Origin of the sequence: Vulcanococcus limneticus LL, assembly GCF_943369875.1 — a bacterium.
Taxonomy (GTDB): Bacteria; Cyanobacteriota; Cyanobacteriia; order PCC-6307; family Cyanobiaceae; genus Vulcanococcus; species Vulcanococcus limneticus_A.
Window position 1 is genome coordinate 170,743 of sequence record NZ_CALROT020000008.1, and the last position, 15,645, is coordinate 186,387.

General features: G+C 68.3%; 14 protein-coding genes and 1 tRNA gene. 10 read left to right on the forward strand and 5 right to left on the reverse strand.

From position 1 onward, the window contains the following. The first annotated feature begins 8 nt into the window (after positions 1 to 8). From ACLV7J_RS10780 to ACLV7J_RS10790, 3 genes are read left to right on the forward strand one after another with little or no spacing between them, the layout of a single operon-like run. Positions 9 to 821 carry a glycosyltransferase family 2 protein gene (locus ACLV7J_RS10780; RefSeq protein WP_411869089.1) on the forward strand — a complete coding sequence of 271 codons (813 nt, stop codon included), beginning with the start codon at positions 9 to 11 and terminating at the stop codon, positions 819 to 821. Beyond that, positions 814 to 1,455 (forward strand): hypothetical protein, encoded by a 642-nt coding sequence (locus ACLV7J_RS10785; protein ID WP_411869090.1) that lies wholly within the window; start codon positions 814 to 816, stop codon positions 1,453 to 1,455. The genes ACLV7J_RS10780 and ACLV7J_RS10785 overlap by 8 nt, the downstream gene beginning before the upstream one ends. Beyond that, positions 1,448 to 2,128, forward strand: a complete 681-nt coding sequence (locus tag ACLV7J_RS10790) for a glycosyltransferase family 2 protein (protein ID WP_411869091.1) — start codon at positions 1,448 to 1,450, stop codon at positions 2,126 to 2,128. Before ACLV7J_RS10785 ends, ACLV7J_RS10790 begins: the two co-directional genes overlap by 8 nt. Here ACLV7J_RS10790 and ACLV7J_RS10795 read toward each other — a convergent pair. Continuing rightward, positions 2,111 to 2,992, reverse strand: a complete 882-nt coding sequence (locus ACLV7J_RS10795) for a glycosyltransferase family 8 protein (RefSeq protein WP_411869092.1) — start codon at positions 2,990 to 2,992, stop codon at positions 2,111 to 2,113. The genes ACLV7J_RS10790 and ACLV7J_RS10795 overlap by 18 nt on opposite strands. Positions 2,993 to 3,413: 421 nt before the next feature. On the opposite strand from ACLV7J_RS10795, the gene secA reads away from it, so the two are divergent. Next, the gene (gene secA, locus ACLV7J_RS10800; RefSeq protein WP_411869093.1) at positions 3,414 to 6,290 is read left to right on the forward strand and encodes a preprotein translocase subunit SecA; all 2,877 of its coding nucleotides are present in this window, start codon (positions 3,414 to 3,416) and stop codon (positions 6,288 to 6,290) included. Between the two features lie 480 nt (positions 6,291 to 6,770). After that, positions 6,771 to 6,842 (forward strand) — tRNA-Gly (locus ACLV7J_RS10805). Positions 6,843 to 6,925: 83 nt separating this feature from the next. On the opposite strand, the gene ACLV7J_RS10810 is transcribed toward ACLV7J_RS10805, so the two are convergent. Next, complete coding sequence (locus ACLV7J_RS10810) at positions 6,926 to 7,918, reverse strand: GntR family transcriptional regulator (RefSeq protein WP_411869094.1); 993 nt, start codon at positions 7,916 to 7,918, stop codon at positions 6,926 to 6,928. A 160-nt stretch (positions 7,919 to 8,078) separates the two neighbouring features. On the opposite strand from ACLV7J_RS10810, the gene ACLV7J_RS10815 reads away from it, so the two are divergent. Next, positions 8,079 to 8,954: a dienelactone hydrolase family protein gene (locus ACLV7J_RS10815; protein ID WP_411869095.1), complete on the forward strand. Its 876-nt coding sequence runs from the start codon at positions 8,079 to 8,081 to the stop codon at positions 8,952 to 8,954. A gap of 55 nt (positions 8,955 to 9,009) precedes the next feature. Here ACLV7J_RS10815 and infC read toward each other — a convergent pair whose 3' ends face one another. Further along, positions 9,010 to 9,648 carry a translation initiation factor IF-3 gene (infC, locus tag ACLV7J_RS10820; RefSeq protein WP_411869096.1) on the reverse strand — a complete coding sequence of 213 codons (639 nt, stop codon included), beginning with the start codon at positions 9,646 to 9,648 and terminating at the stop codon, positions 9,010 to 9,012. 51 nt (positions 9,649 to 9,699) lie between these two features. Next, positions 9,700 to 10,671 (reverse strand): tRNA (adenosine(37)-N6)-dimethylallyltransferase MiaA, encoded by a 972-nt coding sequence (gene miaA / locus ACLV7J_RS10825; RefSeq protein WP_411869097.1) that lies wholly within the window; start codon positions 10,669 to 10,671, stop codon positions 9,700 to 9,702. A gap of 141 nt (positions 10,672 to 10,812) precedes the next feature. On the opposite strand from miaA, the gene gyrB reads away from it, so the two are divergent. After that, entirely contained in the window at positions 10,813 to 12,771 is a 1,959-nt protein-coding gene (gene gyrB / locus ACLV7J_RS10830; protein ID WP_411869098.1) for a DNA topoisomerase (ATP-hydrolyzing) subunit B, read from the forward strand. Beyond that, positions 12,771 to 13,079, forward strand: a complete 309-nt coding sequence (locus ACLV7J_RS10835) for an SH3 domain-containing protein (RefSeq protein ID WP_411869099.1) — start codon at positions 12,771 to 12,773, stop codon at positions 13,077 to 13,079. The genes gyrB and ACLV7J_RS10835 overlap by 1 nt, the downstream gene beginning before the upstream one ends. Before the next feature lie 21 nt (positions 13,080 to 13,100). Here the strand turns inward: ACLV7J_RS10835 and ACLV7J_RS10840 are convergent, their stop codons facing one another. Next, positions 13,101 to 13,580 (reverse strand): glutathione peroxidase, encoded by a 480-nt coding sequence (locus tag ACLV7J_RS10840; protein ID WP_411869100.1) that lies wholly within the window; start codon positions 13,578 to 13,580, stop codon positions 13,101 to 13,103. A 93-nt stretch (positions 13,581 to 13,673) separates the two neighbouring features. On the opposite strand from ACLV7J_RS10840, the gene mgtE reads away from it, so the two are divergent. Then, complete coding sequence (mgtE, locus tag ACLV7J_RS10845) at positions 13,674 to 15,125, forward strand: magnesium transporter (RefSeq protein ID WP_411869101.1); 1,452 nt, start codon at positions 13,674 to 13,676, stop codon at positions 15,123 to 15,125. 230 nt (positions 15,126 to 15,355) lie between these two features. Then, a partial coding sequence (locus ACLV7J_RS10850; RefSeq protein ID WP_411869116.1) for a sigma-70 factor domain-containing protein occupies positions 15,356 to 15,645 on the forward strand: 290 nt, incomplete at its 3' end.

A 15,645-nucleotide genomic window follows, 5' to 3' on the forward strand; every position in this document is an offset into this window, starting at 1 on the left:
GCGCCTGCGTGACCCTGGAGCCCCGTGTGAGTTTCATCGTGCCGGTGCGTAACCGGGTGGCGGAGCTGCGCGCTGCGCTTGCCAGCTGCCTGGCCCAGTCGATCGACGCCTGGGAGGCCGTGGTGATCGACGACCACAGCGAGGAGGATGTGGCTGCTGTGGTGGCTGCGCTAGGAGATTCAGGCCTCCGCTACTACCGGCAGAGCTCGGATCGCCGTGGCGTGGCGGCCGCCCGGGAATCGGCCATTGCCCGGGCCCGCACCGACATCCTGATCACCCTGGATGCCGACGATCTGAACCATCCGCATCGGGCCCATCGCTGCCTGGAGTTGCTGCAGATTCCAGGCCCGCGGCTGATCTACACCCGGGTGCGGCTGTTCATCGGCAGTGATGGACGTAACTGGCCGAAACCCGTGTTCCAGCCGTTCAACCTACCCTTGCTTGAGCTGTTCAACTTCATCACCAATCCCGGCACCGCCTTCAATCGCCTGGCCTATGAGGTGGCCGGTGGCCATCTCGACCACAGCCTCGCGATCGGGGAGGATTACGACCTCTACCTGCGCATGGCGCGGCAGGAGGTGAGCATCCTCGGGCTGGACGAGGAGCATGTGAGCTATCGCAAAGGTGGCGCCTCCACCACCGCGGGCCGGGAGGAGGCGATGCATAGGGCGATCATGCAGATCCGGCGCAAGCACGCGGTGCCGCCCTTCCCCCTGGAGGAGCTCCGGCTCCATGCTCTGCCGGAACTCTGCCGCAACATCCTGGATGATCCCGCCATGCGACAGCTCTGGAGTGACGATCGGTGGTGCCCCCATGGCTGAGTCCCCGCAGGGCCGCCGAATCTTCCTGATCGGATTCAACAAGTGCGGCACCACCTCTTTTCACGATTTCTTCAAGGCCAACGGCATCAGCTCCGTGCATTGGCGCGCCAACACGCTGGCAATGGCCATTCATCGCCATCTCCACAGCGGCCATCGCCCCTTGCTGGACGGTCTGGACCAGTGGACCGCCTACACCGACATGGTCTGCATCCCTGGCTCCCCCTGGGAGAACTCCAATTCCGATGGCCATCCCCTGGTGGAAGCCTGCAGGTGCTTCCGGGATCTGCAGGCTAGCTATCCCCACAGCCTGTTCATCCTGAATACCCGCGATCCGATGGCCTGGGTGCGTTCACGCCTGAAGCATGATCAGGGCCGCTTTGCCGAGGCCTACAGGCGTGCGCTGGCGCCGATCGGGGTGCAGAACGATGCACAGCTTGTGCACCACTGGCTGCAGGAGTGGCACGAACACCATGCCCAGGTCCTCGCCCATTTCCGGTTCCAGACTCCGCAGGACTTTCTGCTCTTTCACATCGACCACACGCCCCATGATGAGCTCTTCAACTTCCTGGAGCCCCATTTCCCCTTGACCTCCCGCCTGTTCCCCCATCACCACCGCAGCCCCTCCGGTGGCTGAGCCCCTGATGCAGATCATCATTCCCACCCTCTGGAAACCGCCGGGCCTGGCCGCGGTGCTGCGCCACTACCTGCAGGCAGCCGTTGTGGAGCGATTGATCGTGATCGACAATGCCCCGGCCTCCCGGCCTGCCGATGCCCTCCCGCCCGATCATCCCAAGCTCCTGCTGCTGGAGCAGAGTCACAACCTCTATGTGAATCAGGCCTGGAACCTCGGCATGGCCCAGGTGGAGGATCCCGAGGCCGTGGTGGCCATCCTCAACGACGACATCCTGTTGCCGGAATCCGTGCTCGCCCGCCTGCAACGGCACCCCTGGCTGGCTGGTGATGTGATCGGCCTGCTCCCGGAGCCAGCTGCCGGAGGCCCCGCCCCGCCCTTTGTGCTCGAGCCCTTCCCCTACAGGCCCGATCGCTCCATCGGAGAGCAGGCCAAGGGGTTCGGCTCTGCGCTCCTGATGCAGAAGATCAGCTACAGCCCCATCCCTGCGGATCTGCAGATCTGGTTCGGTGACGACTGGCTGCTGCGTCACGCCCGTTGTGTGTATGGATTCTGGGATGCCTCGATCGAGCGGCAGCATCACCTCACGATGGAGCCGATGCGCCGGAGCGCGGTCTTCCGGCAGCGCCTCGCTGACGATCGAGCCGCTGCCAGGCAGCTACTGGGGATCGGCTGACGCGCCGAACGGGGCGTCGCCATAGCGGGGCAGGTCTGAGGCGGCCGTGGCCTGGGTCAGGGCGGCCTGCAGCTGCAGCCAGTAATGGTCGGGTTGTTCCAGGCGGTCAGCTGGCAGGCGGGAGGGGAGGGCGCCGGCCGAGAAGTGCACGATCGCCAGGCTCTGGCGTATGGAGGCGAGGGTGTAGGCCATGGGATTGGCCTTGAGGTCGTGCCAGGGACTGTCGGCCTGGCGGTCCCGCATCCAGGAGAGATAGTTGTACTGATTGGGCAGAAAGACAACCTTCTGCCGCAGCAGATGATTCAGTGCGCACTGTTCGCGGAAGCGGCACAGTGCCTGGTGTTGCAGATAGAACTGCACCACCTGGCTCGCGCTGATTGGCTGCATCCCTGGCGAGGGGTCGAACAGGATCACGCCAGCGTTGAAATAGTGATACGCCGATGGCAGCTCAAGGCAGAGTTGCCGATCTGGCATCGGTCGTCCATGGGAGCACACCGCGAAGGGCCTGGCTGGATCCAGCCTGAGCTGAACCAGTTCATCCAGAGGGGAGATGCACAGTGTGTCGGCGTCCACATAGAGATGGCGAGCACCGCTGCCAACGCCAGCCATGGCCTCGATGCAATAGAAGTAGGGACGCACAGATGGCGGCAGCTCCTGCAGGGGTGAGTCCGCCGGGATCACCTGCTGCTGCAGTGGCGTATCGAACAGACCACAGAGGCGGCGCAGACGTTCAAGGGAGCAGCCGGCGGGAGTGCAGACCGCCACCGCCGCCAGTGGCTGATGCAGCAGAAACGAAGCCACAGCCACTTCGGCGAGCGGTTCGAAGGGCTCATCCAAGGCCAGAAGGAGCTTGAGCGGGCGCATGGGTGTGGTGGGAGCGTGGTGCGATGGGGTGGTGCAGGCTCAGGATCGCTGTGCAGCTAGATGGGCTCTCTGTTGAATGAAGGCGACAATCATGAATGCTTTACGCATCCTACATGTTCCAAGATGTCTGCTCAGAGGGTGGTCGCCGGTTGCCCGCTCTTCTCGTTCTTTGCCGTAGGGCTTCGGCATGGACTGATGTGTTCTTTGCGGTGGCCAACAACTCTTGCCTGCCTCTCTTGTTGACGTCTGTCGCAAGACCTGCGGCTTTGTGTTAGGGCAAGGGGTCTGATCGTGATGCCTTGATGTCAGGCGGCGCCGGCGTTGTGCCGTGGTTCCGCGGGATATGCCCCAGATGCCACAAGCGGCTCGTGGCGCAATGGCTCCTCAGTAGAGTGTGGTCTAACTCACTTCGTCCCCCTCCATGCTCAAGCTGCTGCTGGGTGATCCCAATGCCCGCAAGCTGAAGCGCTACCAGCCGATCGTCTCCGACGTCAGCCTGCTGGAGGAGGAGGTGTCGGCCCTCTCGGACGACGAGCTTCGGGGGCTGACGGCCGAGTTCCGCCAGAAGCTCGCGGCCCTGCAGCAGGAGTGCGCCGGCCGGGGCCTGAGCCGTGAGGTCTCCCTGGAGCGGGAGCGCAAGCTGCTCGATGAGCTGCTGCCCCAGGCCTTCGCCGTGGTGCGCGAGGCCGGCAAGCGGGTGCTGGGCATGCGCCACTTCGACGTGCAGCTGATCGGCGGCATGGTGCTGCATGACGGCCAGATCGCCGAGATGAAGACCGGCGAGGGCAAGACCCTGGTGGCCACCCTGCCCGCCTACCTCAACGCCCTCACCGGCCGCGGGGTGCACGTGGTGACGGTGAACGACTACCTGGCCCGTCGCGACGCCGAGTGGATGGGACAGATCCATCGCTTTCTCGGCCTATCGGTGGGCCTGATCCAGCAGGAGATGGCCCCGGCCGAGCGCCGCCGCAACTACGGCTGCGACATCACCTACGCCACCAACTCGGAGCTGGGCTTCGACTACCTGCGCGACAACATGGCGACCGACATCGCCGATGTGGTGCAGCGCGACTTCCACTACTGCGTGATCGACGAAGTCGACTCGATCCTGATCGACGAGGCCCGCACCCCGCTGATCATCTCCGGCCAGGTGGAGCGGCCCCAGGAGAAATACCAGCGGGCCTCCGAGGTGGCCGCCGCCCTGGTGCGGGCCGAGGGCCTCACCAAGGACGGCATCGAGCCGGAGGGCGACTATGAGGTGGATGAGAAACAGCGCAACGTGACCCTCACCGACGAGGGCTATGCCAAGGCGGAAGAGCTGCTGGGGGTGAGCGATCTGTTTGACCCGGCCGACCCCTGGGCCCACTACATCGGCAACGCCCTCAAGGCCAAGGAGCTGTTCATCAAGGACGTGAACTACATCGTGCGCGGCGGTGAGGCCGTGATCGTCGATGAGTTCACCGGGCGGGTGATGCCGGGCCGCCGCTGGAGCGACGGCCAGCACCAGGCGATCGAGGCCAAGGAGGGCCTGGCGATCCAGCCCGAAACGCAGACGCTGGCCTCGATCACCTACCAGAACTTCTTCCTGCTCTACCCGCGCCTGGCCGGCATGACCGGCACCGCCAAGACCGAAGAGGTGGAGTTCGAGAAGACCTACAAGCTGGAGGTCACGATCGTTCCCACCAACCGGCCCCGCTCCCGGGCCGACTGGACCGATCAGGTGTACAAGAACGAGACCGCCAAGTGGCGGGCCGTGGCCCTGGAGACTGCCGAGATCCACAAGCTGGGCCGTCCGGTGCTGGTGGGCACCACCAGCGTGGAGAAATCCGAGCTGCTCAGCGCCCTGCTGGCCGAGCAGGAGATCCCCCACAACCTGCTCAACGCCAAGCCGGAGAACGTGGAGCGGGAGGCCGAGATCGTGGCCCAGGCCGGCCGCGCCGGCGCCGTGACCATCGCCACCAACATGGCCGGCCGCGGCACGGACATCATTCTCGGCGGCAACAGCGATTACATGGCCCGTCTCAAGCTGCGGGAGGTGCTGCTGCCCCGGCTGGTGCGTCCGGAGGAGGGCCACCGGCCGCCCGTGCCCCTGCAGCGGGCCCCAGAGGCGGCCGCCGGCTTCGGAGCCGCCTCCCAGGCCGCCCATGCCCAGGCCCCCAGTGAGGCCCGGGCCATCGGCGCCCTCTACCCCTGCGCCCTCAGCGACGCCACCGAGCGCTCCCTCTCGGAGCTGGCCCAGGATCTGGTGAAGGCCTGGGGCGACCGCCAGCTCACGGTGCTGGAACTGGAGGACCGCATCGCCCAGGCCGCCGAGAAGGCCCCCACCGACGACCCCCAGATCCAGCAGCTGCGCGATCTGATCGCCCGGGTCAAGGCCGAATTCGACGCCGTGGTGCAACAGGAGGAGGTGAAGGTGCGCGAGGCCGGCGGCCTGCACGTGGTCGGCACCGAGCGCCATGAGTCGCGCCGGGTGGACAACCAGCTGCGCGGCCGCGCCGGCCGCCAGGGCGACCCCGGCTCCACCCGCTTCTTCCTCTCCCTGGAGGACAACCTGCTGCGCATCTTTGGCGGCGATCGGGTGGCCGGCCTGATGAATGCCTTCCGGGTGGAGGAGGACATGCCGATCGAATCGGGCATGCTCACCCGCTCGCTGGAGGGGGCCCAGAAGAAGGTGGAAACCTACTACTACGACATCCGCAAGCAGGTGTTCGAGTACGACGAGGTGATGAACAACCAGCGCAAGGCCGTCTATGCCGAACGCCGCCGCGTGCTGGAGGGCCGCGAGCTCAAGCAGCAGGTGATCGGCTACGGCGAGCGCACCATGGACGACATCGTGGAGGCCTATGTGAATCCCGATCTGCCGCCCGAGGAGTGGGATCTGGCCCGCCTGGTGGCCAAGGTTCAGGAATTCGTGTACATCCTGGAGGATCTCACCCCCGATCAGCTGCAGGGTCTGCAGATGGAGGAGCTCAAGGCCTTCCTGCAGGAGCAGCTGCGCAACGCCTACGACATCAAGGAGGGCCAGGTGGAGCAGCTCCGCCCGGGCCTGATGCGCGAGGCCGAGCGCTACTTCATCCTGCAGCAGATCGACACCCTCTGGCGTGAACATCTGCAGGCCATGGAGGCCCTGCGTGAATCCGTGGGTCTGCGTGGCTACGGCCAGAAGGATCCGCTGATCGAATACAAGAACGAGGGCTACGACATGTTCCTCGACATGATGACGTCGATGCGCCGCAATGTGATCTACTCGATGTTCATGTTCCAGCCGGCGCCGGCGACGGAGGGTGCTACGGCCTGAGCGCTCAGGTGGACCTGTTGCCCTTGGTGGGGGGGGGCGGGTGTCGCGGTCGTCCCGCACTGTCTCCCCATGGATTGGCCGTTGGTGATGGCACGGCTGGTGGCAGCTTGATGATTCGCCCGGTCTTCTGGCTGGTCCTCCCCATCTCCTCCTGGCTCGCTCTGGGAGGGTTGTGTCAGCCAGGCGCCTTGATGTCCGTGGGCACAGGTCCAATTCGGTGCGGGTGGTCCCTTCGCGACGCCGCCAGCGGCTGAGCGGGCTGTCTCCGGCTGCCCCGGCCTGATGGCTCGATTGTGCCTTGGAGGATGGGCCATGCAGCCTTGTGTCCTCGGGGCCTGGGCTCCAGTTCCAGGACCTTCCCCTGGGAGTCACCAGCCTTGGCGTGTCCGTTTGACCAAGGGGCACCCGCTGGTGCATGATTCCTGGGCCGGCGCGAAAGCCGCCCGGTAGCCCGCTCCGACCTCTGGTCGTGTAGCCGGTGCGGATGTAGCTCAGTGGTAGAGCATCTCCTTGCCAAGGAGAGGGTCGAGAGTTCGAATCTCTTCATCCGCTTAATGCAACCTTCTCTATCCCTCCTCTCTGGCAGGGCTAACAAAGGTTTTATTGCTTTCTTGTGCGGCCCCAGATTTCTGGCCTCACGCAGCCCCCTGGAGCCCGATCTCCTTGCGCAGCAGCTCGATCGTGGCGCTGCCCAGGTAGCTCTGGGCGCAGTGCACCTGGGGTAGGCGCATCAGCTGGGCGCGGTTCTGGCGCAGGCTCTGCTCCACCAGCGGCAGGCTGGGGCGGTCGCAGAGCACGTGGCTGGCGGCCCGCAGCAGGGCCAGCAGGCGGCTGCTCACGTCCGGGGTGGCGGTCATCAGCAGCAGCTCGTTGCCGCGCATGCTGTGCAGGATCACCTCGGCGGCCCGCAGCAGCCCGGGGCTGATGCTCACCAGGCCCACGCAGCTGCCGGCCCGCAGGTCCTTGAGCAGGTCGAGCTCGTGGCGGAAGTCGTTGAGGTCCACGGCCACGGCCCGCACGCCGTGCTGGCGGGCGATGTCCTCCACCGGCTGCAGGAAGTAGCGGCTGGTGACCACGGTGCCGTTGCTGGAGCTCTCCAGCACGGCCTCCAGCTCCTCCAGGGGCACCACCTCCACCGGCACCTCCAGGTTGGGGGTGAGCTCCTCTGCGATCAGCATCGAGGCGCCGATGTCCTCGCGGGGGGTGCTGACCAGCACCCGGGCGCCGCAGCGCAGGCGCCAGTCGATCTCGCGGGTGAGCAGCTCGCGGGCCTGCTGCAGGGTGCAGCCGGCGTTGAGCAGGCCGTCCACGCTCTGGCGCACTTCCCGGTCGATGTCGGGCAGGGCCTTGCCGCGGATGCCCGGTGGCGGCTTGATCTCGCGGGGCTTTTGCTGGTCGCGCACGTAGATGCCGGAGCCGGCCATGGCCTCCACCACGCCGTCGTTCTCCAGCTGGCGGTAGACCTTGCTGATCGTGTTCCGGTGCAGCCCCGTCTGCATGGCCAGCTGGCGGGTGCTGGGCAGGCGGTGGCCCGGCGGGAAGTGGCGCGCGGCGATCGCGAAGCAGATCTGGTTGTACAGCTGCGTCGAGGCCGGAATGTCGCTGTCCTGCTGGATGTGGAACCGCACGCCGGAGGGGACAGAGCTGACTCCGGCCACCTTACGGAGCTTCGGGCGTGGTGACAATCGCTGCGTTGGCATAGGCGCCTGTGCCGGTGCTGTGCCAGCTGGGCGCGCGCTCCGGGTTGGCTCCCGCCGGGAGAATGGCGCTCTCCGCCCCGCTGTGGCCATGCCTGAGCTCCTCACCCTGCCGGCCATGGCCCGGCCCACCCGGGGCGAGTGGGTGCGTCTCGCCGTGGCGGAGGCCCCCGGGGTGGCTCCCGCCACGATCCCGGCCTGGTGGGCCCGCCCGGCCGACGGGCCGCCCCGGGCGGCGGTGCTGGTGCTGCCGGAGGTGTTCGGGGTGAACGCCTGGGTGCGCAGCGTGGCGGACCGGCTGGCCGCCGCCGGCTACGCGGCCCTGGCCATCAGCAGCTTCGCCCGCACGGCCCCCGATCTGGATGTGGGCTACGACGCGGCGGGGCTGGAGGAGGGCCGCCGCCATCGCGACCAGGTGACCGCCAGCCAGCTGCTGGCCGACGTGGCGGCGGCGGCGGTCTGGCTCCAGGCGGCCCATGGCGCCGATGGCCTGGGGGAGCGGCCCCTGGGCTGCGTGGGCTTCTGCTTTGGGGGGCATCTGGCCCTGATCGCCGCCACCCTGCCGGTGATCGCCGCCACCTGCGATTTCTACGGCGCCCGCGTGTCCGACTTCCGGCCGGGCATGGACCCGGCGCTGTCGGCTGACGCGCCTGGGCAGCCGGCGCCGAGCCTGGCGCTGGTGCCCGAGATTCCCGGCCGGCTCTGGTGTTTCTGCGGCACGGCCGATCCCCTGATCCCGCCGGCGGAGCAGGCGGCGATCGGGCAGGCCCTCACCCAGGCCAATGGCGGTGAGGAGGCGCTGGCTGCCTCAGAGCTGCCAGCAGGGCAGCCTCCGCGGCACCGGTTGATCCTGGCCTCAGGGGCCGGCCACGGCTACCTGTGCGAGGCCCGTGGCGATTTCGATCCCCAGGCGGCCCGTGCCGGTTGGAGCGCGATGCTGAACCTGTTTGCGCACGCCCTGGGCTGAGGGGTCGTGGGGGCGCTGGCACACGGTGCCCCCTCCGTCCCCTGGCCCAGCCGTGTCAGCCCGCCTCGCTGCTGGCGCTGGCGCGGGTTTCGATCGTGCGCACCGCCTTGGTGGCGGCGGCGGCGGCCTCCTTCTCCTTGGCCAGGGGGGTCTTGCGGGGGCTCAGGAACATGATCATGTTGCGGCCCTCCCGCTTGGGCAGCTGCTGGATCTCGGCGTTCTCCTCGAGGTCCTTGGCCATGCGCATCAGCAGCTGTTCGGCCAGCGCTGTGTGCTGGATCTCGCGGCCGCGGAAGATCACGGTGCACTTCACCTTGTCGCCGGCCTTGAGGAAGCGCTGGGCCTGACCGATCCGCACGTCGTAGTCGTGCTGGTCGATCTTGTAGCGCATCTTGACCTCCTTGACTTCGGTCTGATGCGACTTCTTCTTGGCTTCCTTGGCCTTCTTCTCCTGTTCGAACTTGTACTTGCCGTAGTCCATGATCCGGCAGACCGGCGGGTCCGCCTTCTCGCTCACGAGCACCAGATCCAGCTCGCGGTCGCGGGCCACCTCCAGCGCCGCCTCCCTCGTAATCACCCCCAACTGGCTGCCGTCGGCATCCACCACCCGGAGCTGGGGGTAGCTGATGCGGTCGTTGATGTTGGGGAGCTCCCGGACGGGGGCGCGGCGGTCAAAACGGGGACGGGGTGGCATTCAGACGGGCGAGGGGACGAGAGCGGAGAAAAACCAGGGGCTGTTCACCCTTCACCCTAGAACGCGCTGGATCGCGGGCAAGGCCTGCTGCAACGGATCGGCGTCGTCGAGCCACAGGGGCTGGTGCTGGCGGCGGAACCAGGTGCGCTGGCGCTTGGCGAACTGCTGGGTGCGGCGGCTGGTGGCCGCCACGGCCTCGGCCTCATTCAGCTCGCCGGCCAGCACCCGCCTGGCCTCGCCGTAGCCGATCGTCTCCAGCAGCGGGCAGTCGGCCCCGTAGCGCTCCAGCAGAGCGCGGGTCTCGGCCACCAGCCCCTCGGCGTAGAGGTCGGCGCTGCGGCGGGCGATGCGCTGGCGGAGGTCGGGCGGGTTGAGGCCCAGCTCCAGTACCCGCCAGGGGGGCGGGGTCGCGCCCTGCTGGGCCGAGAGCGGCCGGCCCGTGGCATAGAGCACCTCCAGGGCCCGCTGGGTGCGCACCGCGTCGTTGGGCATGATCCGCGCCGCCGCCGCCGGATCGGCCTGGGCCAGCAGCTGGTGGCAGCTGGCCTGGCCCAGGGCGTCGAGCTGGGCCCGCAGCCCCGGCTGGGGCGGCACCGCCGGCGGCTGCAGCCCCTGGGTGATCGCCTGCAGGTAGAGGCCGCTGCCGCCCACCAGGAAGGCGATGCCGCGGCGGGCGTGCTCGGCGGCGATGGCGGCCTCGGCCTCGGCTCGGAACTCCTGCAGGTTGATCGGCTGGTCGGGGGTGCGCAGATCCAGCAGCTCGTGGCGCACCCGGGCCCGCTGGGCCGCCGTGGGCTTGGCCGTGCCGATGTCCATGCCCACGTAGAGCTGGCGCGAATCCACCGACAGCACCGCCAGGTCGAGGGCCTCGGCGATGGCCAGGGCCAGGGCGGTCTTGCCGCTGGCGGTGGGGCCCAGCAGCACGATCACCAGGGGCTGGTCGGAGGCGGCCTCCGGCTGGGCCGGCAGGGCGGCGGAGGGGCTGGCCGCTGCGGCTGCGGCGGGGTGGGAATCCGGGGTCATCCGGGCCATCCTGCCGTGTGTGGGTTGCACCCCTGCGGCAAATCGCGCCGGAGAGGCCGCCAGAAGCCTCTCCATTGCAACGGTGATAGATTGACCCTCGCGGGTGGCCTCAGAGCGCCTTCCGAGCCCTTCCCTGCCCGAATGAGCGAAGCCACCAAAGTCCAGGCCGCCTACGGCGCCGAGCAGATCCAGGTGCTGGAAGGCCTGGAGCCGGTGCGCAAGCGCCCGGGCATGTACATCGGCACCACCGGTCCCCGGGGTCTGCACCACCTGGTGTACGAGGTGGTGGACAACTCGGTGGACGAGGCCCTGGCCGGCCACTGCACCGACATCGCCGTCAGCCTCAACGCCGACGGCAGCTGCACCGTGACCGACAACGGCCGCGGTATTCCCACCGACATCCACCCCCGCACCGGCAAGAGCGCCCTGGAGACCGTGCTCACGGTGCTGCACGCCGGCGGCAAGTTCGGCGCCGGCGGCTACAAGGTGTCCGGCGGCCTGCATGGCGTGGGCGTGTCCGTGGTGAACGCCCTCTCCGAGTGGGTGGAGGTGACCGTGCACCGGCAGGACCAGGTGCACCGCCAGCGCTTCGAGCGCGGCGCCCCGATCGGCATCCTGGCCTCCGAGCCCGATGCCAGCGGCCGCACCGGCACCTCGGTGCGCTTCAAGCCCGACATCGAGATCTTCTCGACCGGCATCGAGTTCGACTACCAGACCCTCTCGGCCCGCCTGCGGGAGCTCGCCTACCTCAACGGTGGCGTGCGCATCGTCTTCCGCGACGAGCGGCCCGCGGCCCAGGGGGCCGACGGCCAGGCCCACGAGGAGGTGTACCACTACGAGGGCGGCATCAAGGAATACGTCGCCTACATGAATGCGGAAAAGGATCCGCTTCACCCCGAGATCATCTATGTGAACGCCGAGAAGGATGGCGTTCAGGTGGAGGCGGCCCTGCAGTGGTGCGTGGACGCCTACTCCGACAGCATCCTGGGTTTCGCCAACAACATCCGCACCATCGACGGCGGCACCCACATCGAGGGTCTCAAGACGGTGCTGACCCGCACCCTCAACACCTTTGCCAAGAAGCGCGGCAAGCGCAAGGAGGCCGACGCCAACCTGGCCGGTGAGAACATCCGTGAGGGCCTCACCGCCGTGCTGTCGGTGAAGGTCCCCGAACCGGAGTTCGAGGGCCAGACCAAGACCAAGCTCGGCAACACCGAGGTGCGCGGCATCGTGGATTCGCTGGTGGGCGAATCCCTCAGCCAGTACCTGGAATTCAATCCCTCGGTGATTGACCTGATCCTCGAGAAGGCGATCCAGGCCTTCAATGCCGCCGAAGCGGCCCGCCGGGCCCGTGAGCTGGTGCGCCGCAAGAGCGTGCTGGAGAGCTCCACCCTGCCCGGCAAGCTGGCGGACTGCTCCTCCCGCGACCCCTCCGAATCGGAGATCTACATCGTGGAGGGCGATTCGGCCGGCGGCTCCGCCAAGCAGGGACGCGATCGCCGCTTCCAGGCGATCCTGCCGCTGCGGGGCAAGATCCTCAACATCGAGAAGACCGACGACGCCAAGATCTACAAGAATACGGAGATCCAGGCCCTGATCACGGGTCTGGGGCTGGGCATCAAGGGCGAGGAGTTCAACGAGTCCGCCCTGCGCTACCACCGGATCGTGATCATGACCGACGCCGATGTGGACGGCGCCCACATCCGCACCCTGCTGCTCACCTTCTTCTACCGCTACCAGCGCTGCCTGCTGGAGGGTGGTTATGTGTATATCGCCTGTCCGCCCCTCTACAAGGTGGAGCGCGGCAAGAACCACACCTACTGCTACAACGAGCAGGACCTCAAGAAGACGCTGGACGCCTTCCCCGAGAAGGCCAACTACACGATCCAGCGCTTCAAGGGTCTGGGCGAGATGATGCCCAAGCAGCTGTGGGAAACCACCATGGATCCCTCCACCCGCACGATGAAGCGCGTGGAGATCGAGGATGCAGCCGAGGCCGATCGCATCTTCACGATCCTGATGGGCGACAAGGTCGCCCCGCGCCGGGCCTTCATTGAGACCCACAGCGCCGAGCTCGACTTCGCCCAGCTCGACATCTGATGGACTGGCGCTGGACCTGCGTCCTGGGCCTGGCCCTGATCGGGCCGGCGGCCCTGCCGGCCGGCGGCGGTGACCGGCGTCAGCCCGAGCTGCGGCGCCGTCAGGCCCGGGAGCCGCTGCTCACCCGCGGCGCCGCCAGCCTCCAGGCGGCCCCCCGCCGCCATGCGCCGGTGCTGGCCCAGCTGGAGGCCGGCGAGCCGCTGGAGCTGGTGCGCAGCTGGTGGTCGCCCAGCGGCCGCCGCTGGCTGCAGGTGCAGACCGCCGGCGGCCCGGCGGGGCTGGCCCGCCGCGGCTGGCTGGCGGGCTGAGCCCGCCCGGGCGGCAACCCCTCAGGCCGCCAGCGCCGCCTCGATCGCGCCGGTGAGCTCGGCCGCGTCGGGCTCGACGTTGCTCTTGTAGCGGGCCAGGACGGTGCCGTCCTTGCCGATCAGGAACTTCTCGAAGTTCCAGGCCACATCGCCGGCCGGCTCGGCCTGGGTGAGGGTGCTGTAGGGCTCGGTCTTGGCGCCGGTGGCGTGCACCTTGTCGAACAGGGGGAAGTCGGCGCCGTAGGTGGTGGAGCAGAACTGCTGGATCTCAGGCAGGCTGCCGGGCTCCTGGGCGCCGAAGTCGTTGCAGGGGAAGCCGAGCACGCTGAAGCCCTGGGACCCGTAGGTCTCCTGCAGCTTCTGCAGGCCGGCGTACTGGCGGGTGAAGCCGCAGCGGCTGGCCACGTTCACGATCAGCCGCACCTGGCCGTTCAGATCCCCCAGGCGCTGTTCGTCGCCTTTGGCGGTCTTGACCACCACATCGCTCACATTCACGGCCATGGTTCGTTCGCGGACCGGCGTTCCGGTGTTCTGGACGGCGGGACCCTAGCGACCCCAGCCCATACACTCGAACCGCCGCAGCTCCTAGGCGCGATGAGCGAGGCCAACGGCGTTCCCCCTGGGATCACCAGCGCGATCACCACGGCGGCCGACGGCGATGTGGCCAAGGGCGTCGCCCTGCCCGATGTGGTGGCCCAGCAGCTCAAGGCCCTGCTGGAGGCCGGCCACTACGACGGCGTGAAGCTGCTGCTGGAGCCCGTCCAGGAGGTGGACATCGCCGCGGCGATCGGCAGCCTGCCGCGCACCCTGCAGGCCCTGGCCTTCCGGCTGCTGCCCAAGGACGAGGCGATCGAGGTCTACGAATATCTCGAGGCCTCCGTGCAGCAGACCCTGCTGGAGCGGTTGCGCTCCGGCGAGGTGCTGGAGCTGGTGGAGGAGATGTCGCCCGACGATCGGGTGCGCCTGTTTGACGAGCTGCCGGCCAAGGTGGTGCGCCGGCTGCTGGCGGAGCTGAGCCCGGCGGAGCGGCGCGTGACCGCCCAGATGCTGGGCTACGAGGCCGAGACGGCCGGTCGTCTGATGACGACCGAATACATCGACCTCAAGGAGTTCCACAGCGCCGCCCAGGCCCTGGCGATCGTGCGCCGCCGGGCCCAGGACACCGAGACCATCTACAGCCTCTACGTGACCGATGCCTCCCGGCACCTCACGGGCATCCTGTCGCTGCGGGATCTGGTGGTGGCCGATCCGGAGGAGCGCATCGGCGATGTGATGACCCGCGAGGTGGTGAGCATCTCCACCGACACCGACCAGGAGGAGGTGGCCCGGGTGATCCAGCGCTACGACTTCCTGGCGGTGCCGGTGGTGGACCGGGAGCAGCGGCTGGTGGGGATCGTCACCGTGGACGACGTGATCGACGTGATCGAGCAGGAGGCCACCCGCGACCTCTACGCCGCCGGCGCCGTGCAGGCCGGCGATGAGGACGACTACTTCCAGAGCAACCTGTTCACCGTGGCCCGGCGCCGGGTGGTGTGGCTGCTGGTGCTGCTGCTTGCCAACACCGGCACCTCGGCGGTGATCGCCTCCCAGAAGGGCGTGCTGGAGCAGGTGGTGGTGCTGGCGGCCTTCATCCCGCTGCTGATCGGCACCGGCGGCAACGTGGGCGCCCAGAGCTCCACGGTGGTGATCCGGGGCCTGAGCACCCAGCGCATCCAGACCCTCGGACCCGGCGCCGCCATCGGGCGGGAGCTGGTGGCGGGGGCGCTGCTGGGGCTGCTGATGGTGCTGGTGGTGGTGCCCTGGGCCTGGCAGGTGTCCGGCAGCCCGGTGGTGGCCGGGGCCGCCGGCATCTCCCTGGTGGCGATCACGACCCTGGCGGCCACGGCCGGGGCGGCCCTGCCGCTGCTGTTCGATCGCCTCGGCCTGGACCCGGCACTGATGTCGGCCCCGTTCATCGCCACGGCCACGGACGTGGCGGGCGTGTTCATCTACCTGCACACCGCCGCCTGGCTGCTCGGGCGGTTTGCGGCGGCGGCCCCGGGCTGACCGTCGGCTCCCGGGCGCTGCCGGGGGCGGCGGCACGGACTTTCTTTGGGTTTCTGAGAGGGCCTTCACACTTCTTCAGGTTAGGCTTTACACATGTTCAGGATCCCGCCGTGGTCCTCGCCCTCTCGTTGCTTGAGCCCTCGCTCGCTGACCCCGTGGCCGCCGAGCCCTCCGGGTCCGCCTCCCCTGCCGCCGGCCGCGTTGCCGTCGCCCAGCGCACCTCCCCGCCCGTGGATGGCGACCTGGTGCGCTCCTACCTGCGCGACATCGGCCGCGTGCCGCTGCTGAGCCATGAGCAGGAGATCACCCTGGGCCGTCAGGTGCAGGAGCTGATGGCGCTGGAGGAGCAGGAGCAGGAGCTGACGCTGCGGGCTGGTGGGCAGGCGCCCAGTGAGGAGCAGCTGGCTGAGGCGGCGGGTCTGACGGTGGTGCAGCTGCGCAAGCGCCTGAAGGGCGGCCGCCGGGCGAAGGAGCGGATGGTGGCGGCGAACCTGCGGCTGGTGGTGAGCGTGGCGAAGAA

Coding starts and splice junctions, on each gene's coding strand:
- ACLV7J_RS10785 (WP_411869090.1), top strand. CDS start 814: ATGGCTGAGTCCCCGCAGGGCCGCCGAATCTTCCTGATCGGATTCAAC.
- ACLV7J_RS10795 (WP_411869092.1), bottom strand. CDS start 2,992: ATGCGCCCGCTCAAGCTCCTTCTGGCCTTGGATGAGCCCTTCGAACCG.
- secA (WP_411869093.1), top strand. CDS start 3,414: ATGCTCAAGCTGCTGCTGGGTGATCCCAATGCCCGCAAGCTGAAGCGC.
- ACLV7J_RS10815 (WP_411869095.1), top strand. CDS start 8,079: ATGCCTGAGCTCCTCACCCTGCCGGCCATGGCCCGGCCCACCCGGGGC.
- infC (WP_411869096.1), bottom strand. CDS start 9,648: ATGCCACCCCGTCCCCGTTTTGACCGCCGCGCCCCCGTCCGGGAGCTC.
- miaA (WP_411869097.1), bottom strand. CDS start 10,671: ATGACCCCGGATTCCCACCCCGCCGCAGCCGCAGCGGCCAGCCCCTCC.
- gyrB (WP_411869098.1), top strand. CDS start 10,813: ATGAGCGAAGCCACCAAAGTCCAGGCCGCCTACGGCGCCGAGCAGATC.
- ACLV7J_RS10835 (WP_411869099.1), top strand. CDS start 12,771: ATGGACTGGCGCTGGACCTGCGTCCTGGGCCTGGCCCTGATCGGGCCG.
- ACLV7J_RS10840 (WP_411869100.1), bottom strand. CDS start 13,580: ATGGCCGTGAATGTGAGCGATGTGGTGGTCAAGACCGCCAAAGGCGAC.
- mgtE (WP_411869101.1), top strand. CDS start 13,674: ATGAGCGAGGCCAACGGCGTTCCCCCTGGGATCACCAGCGCGATCACC.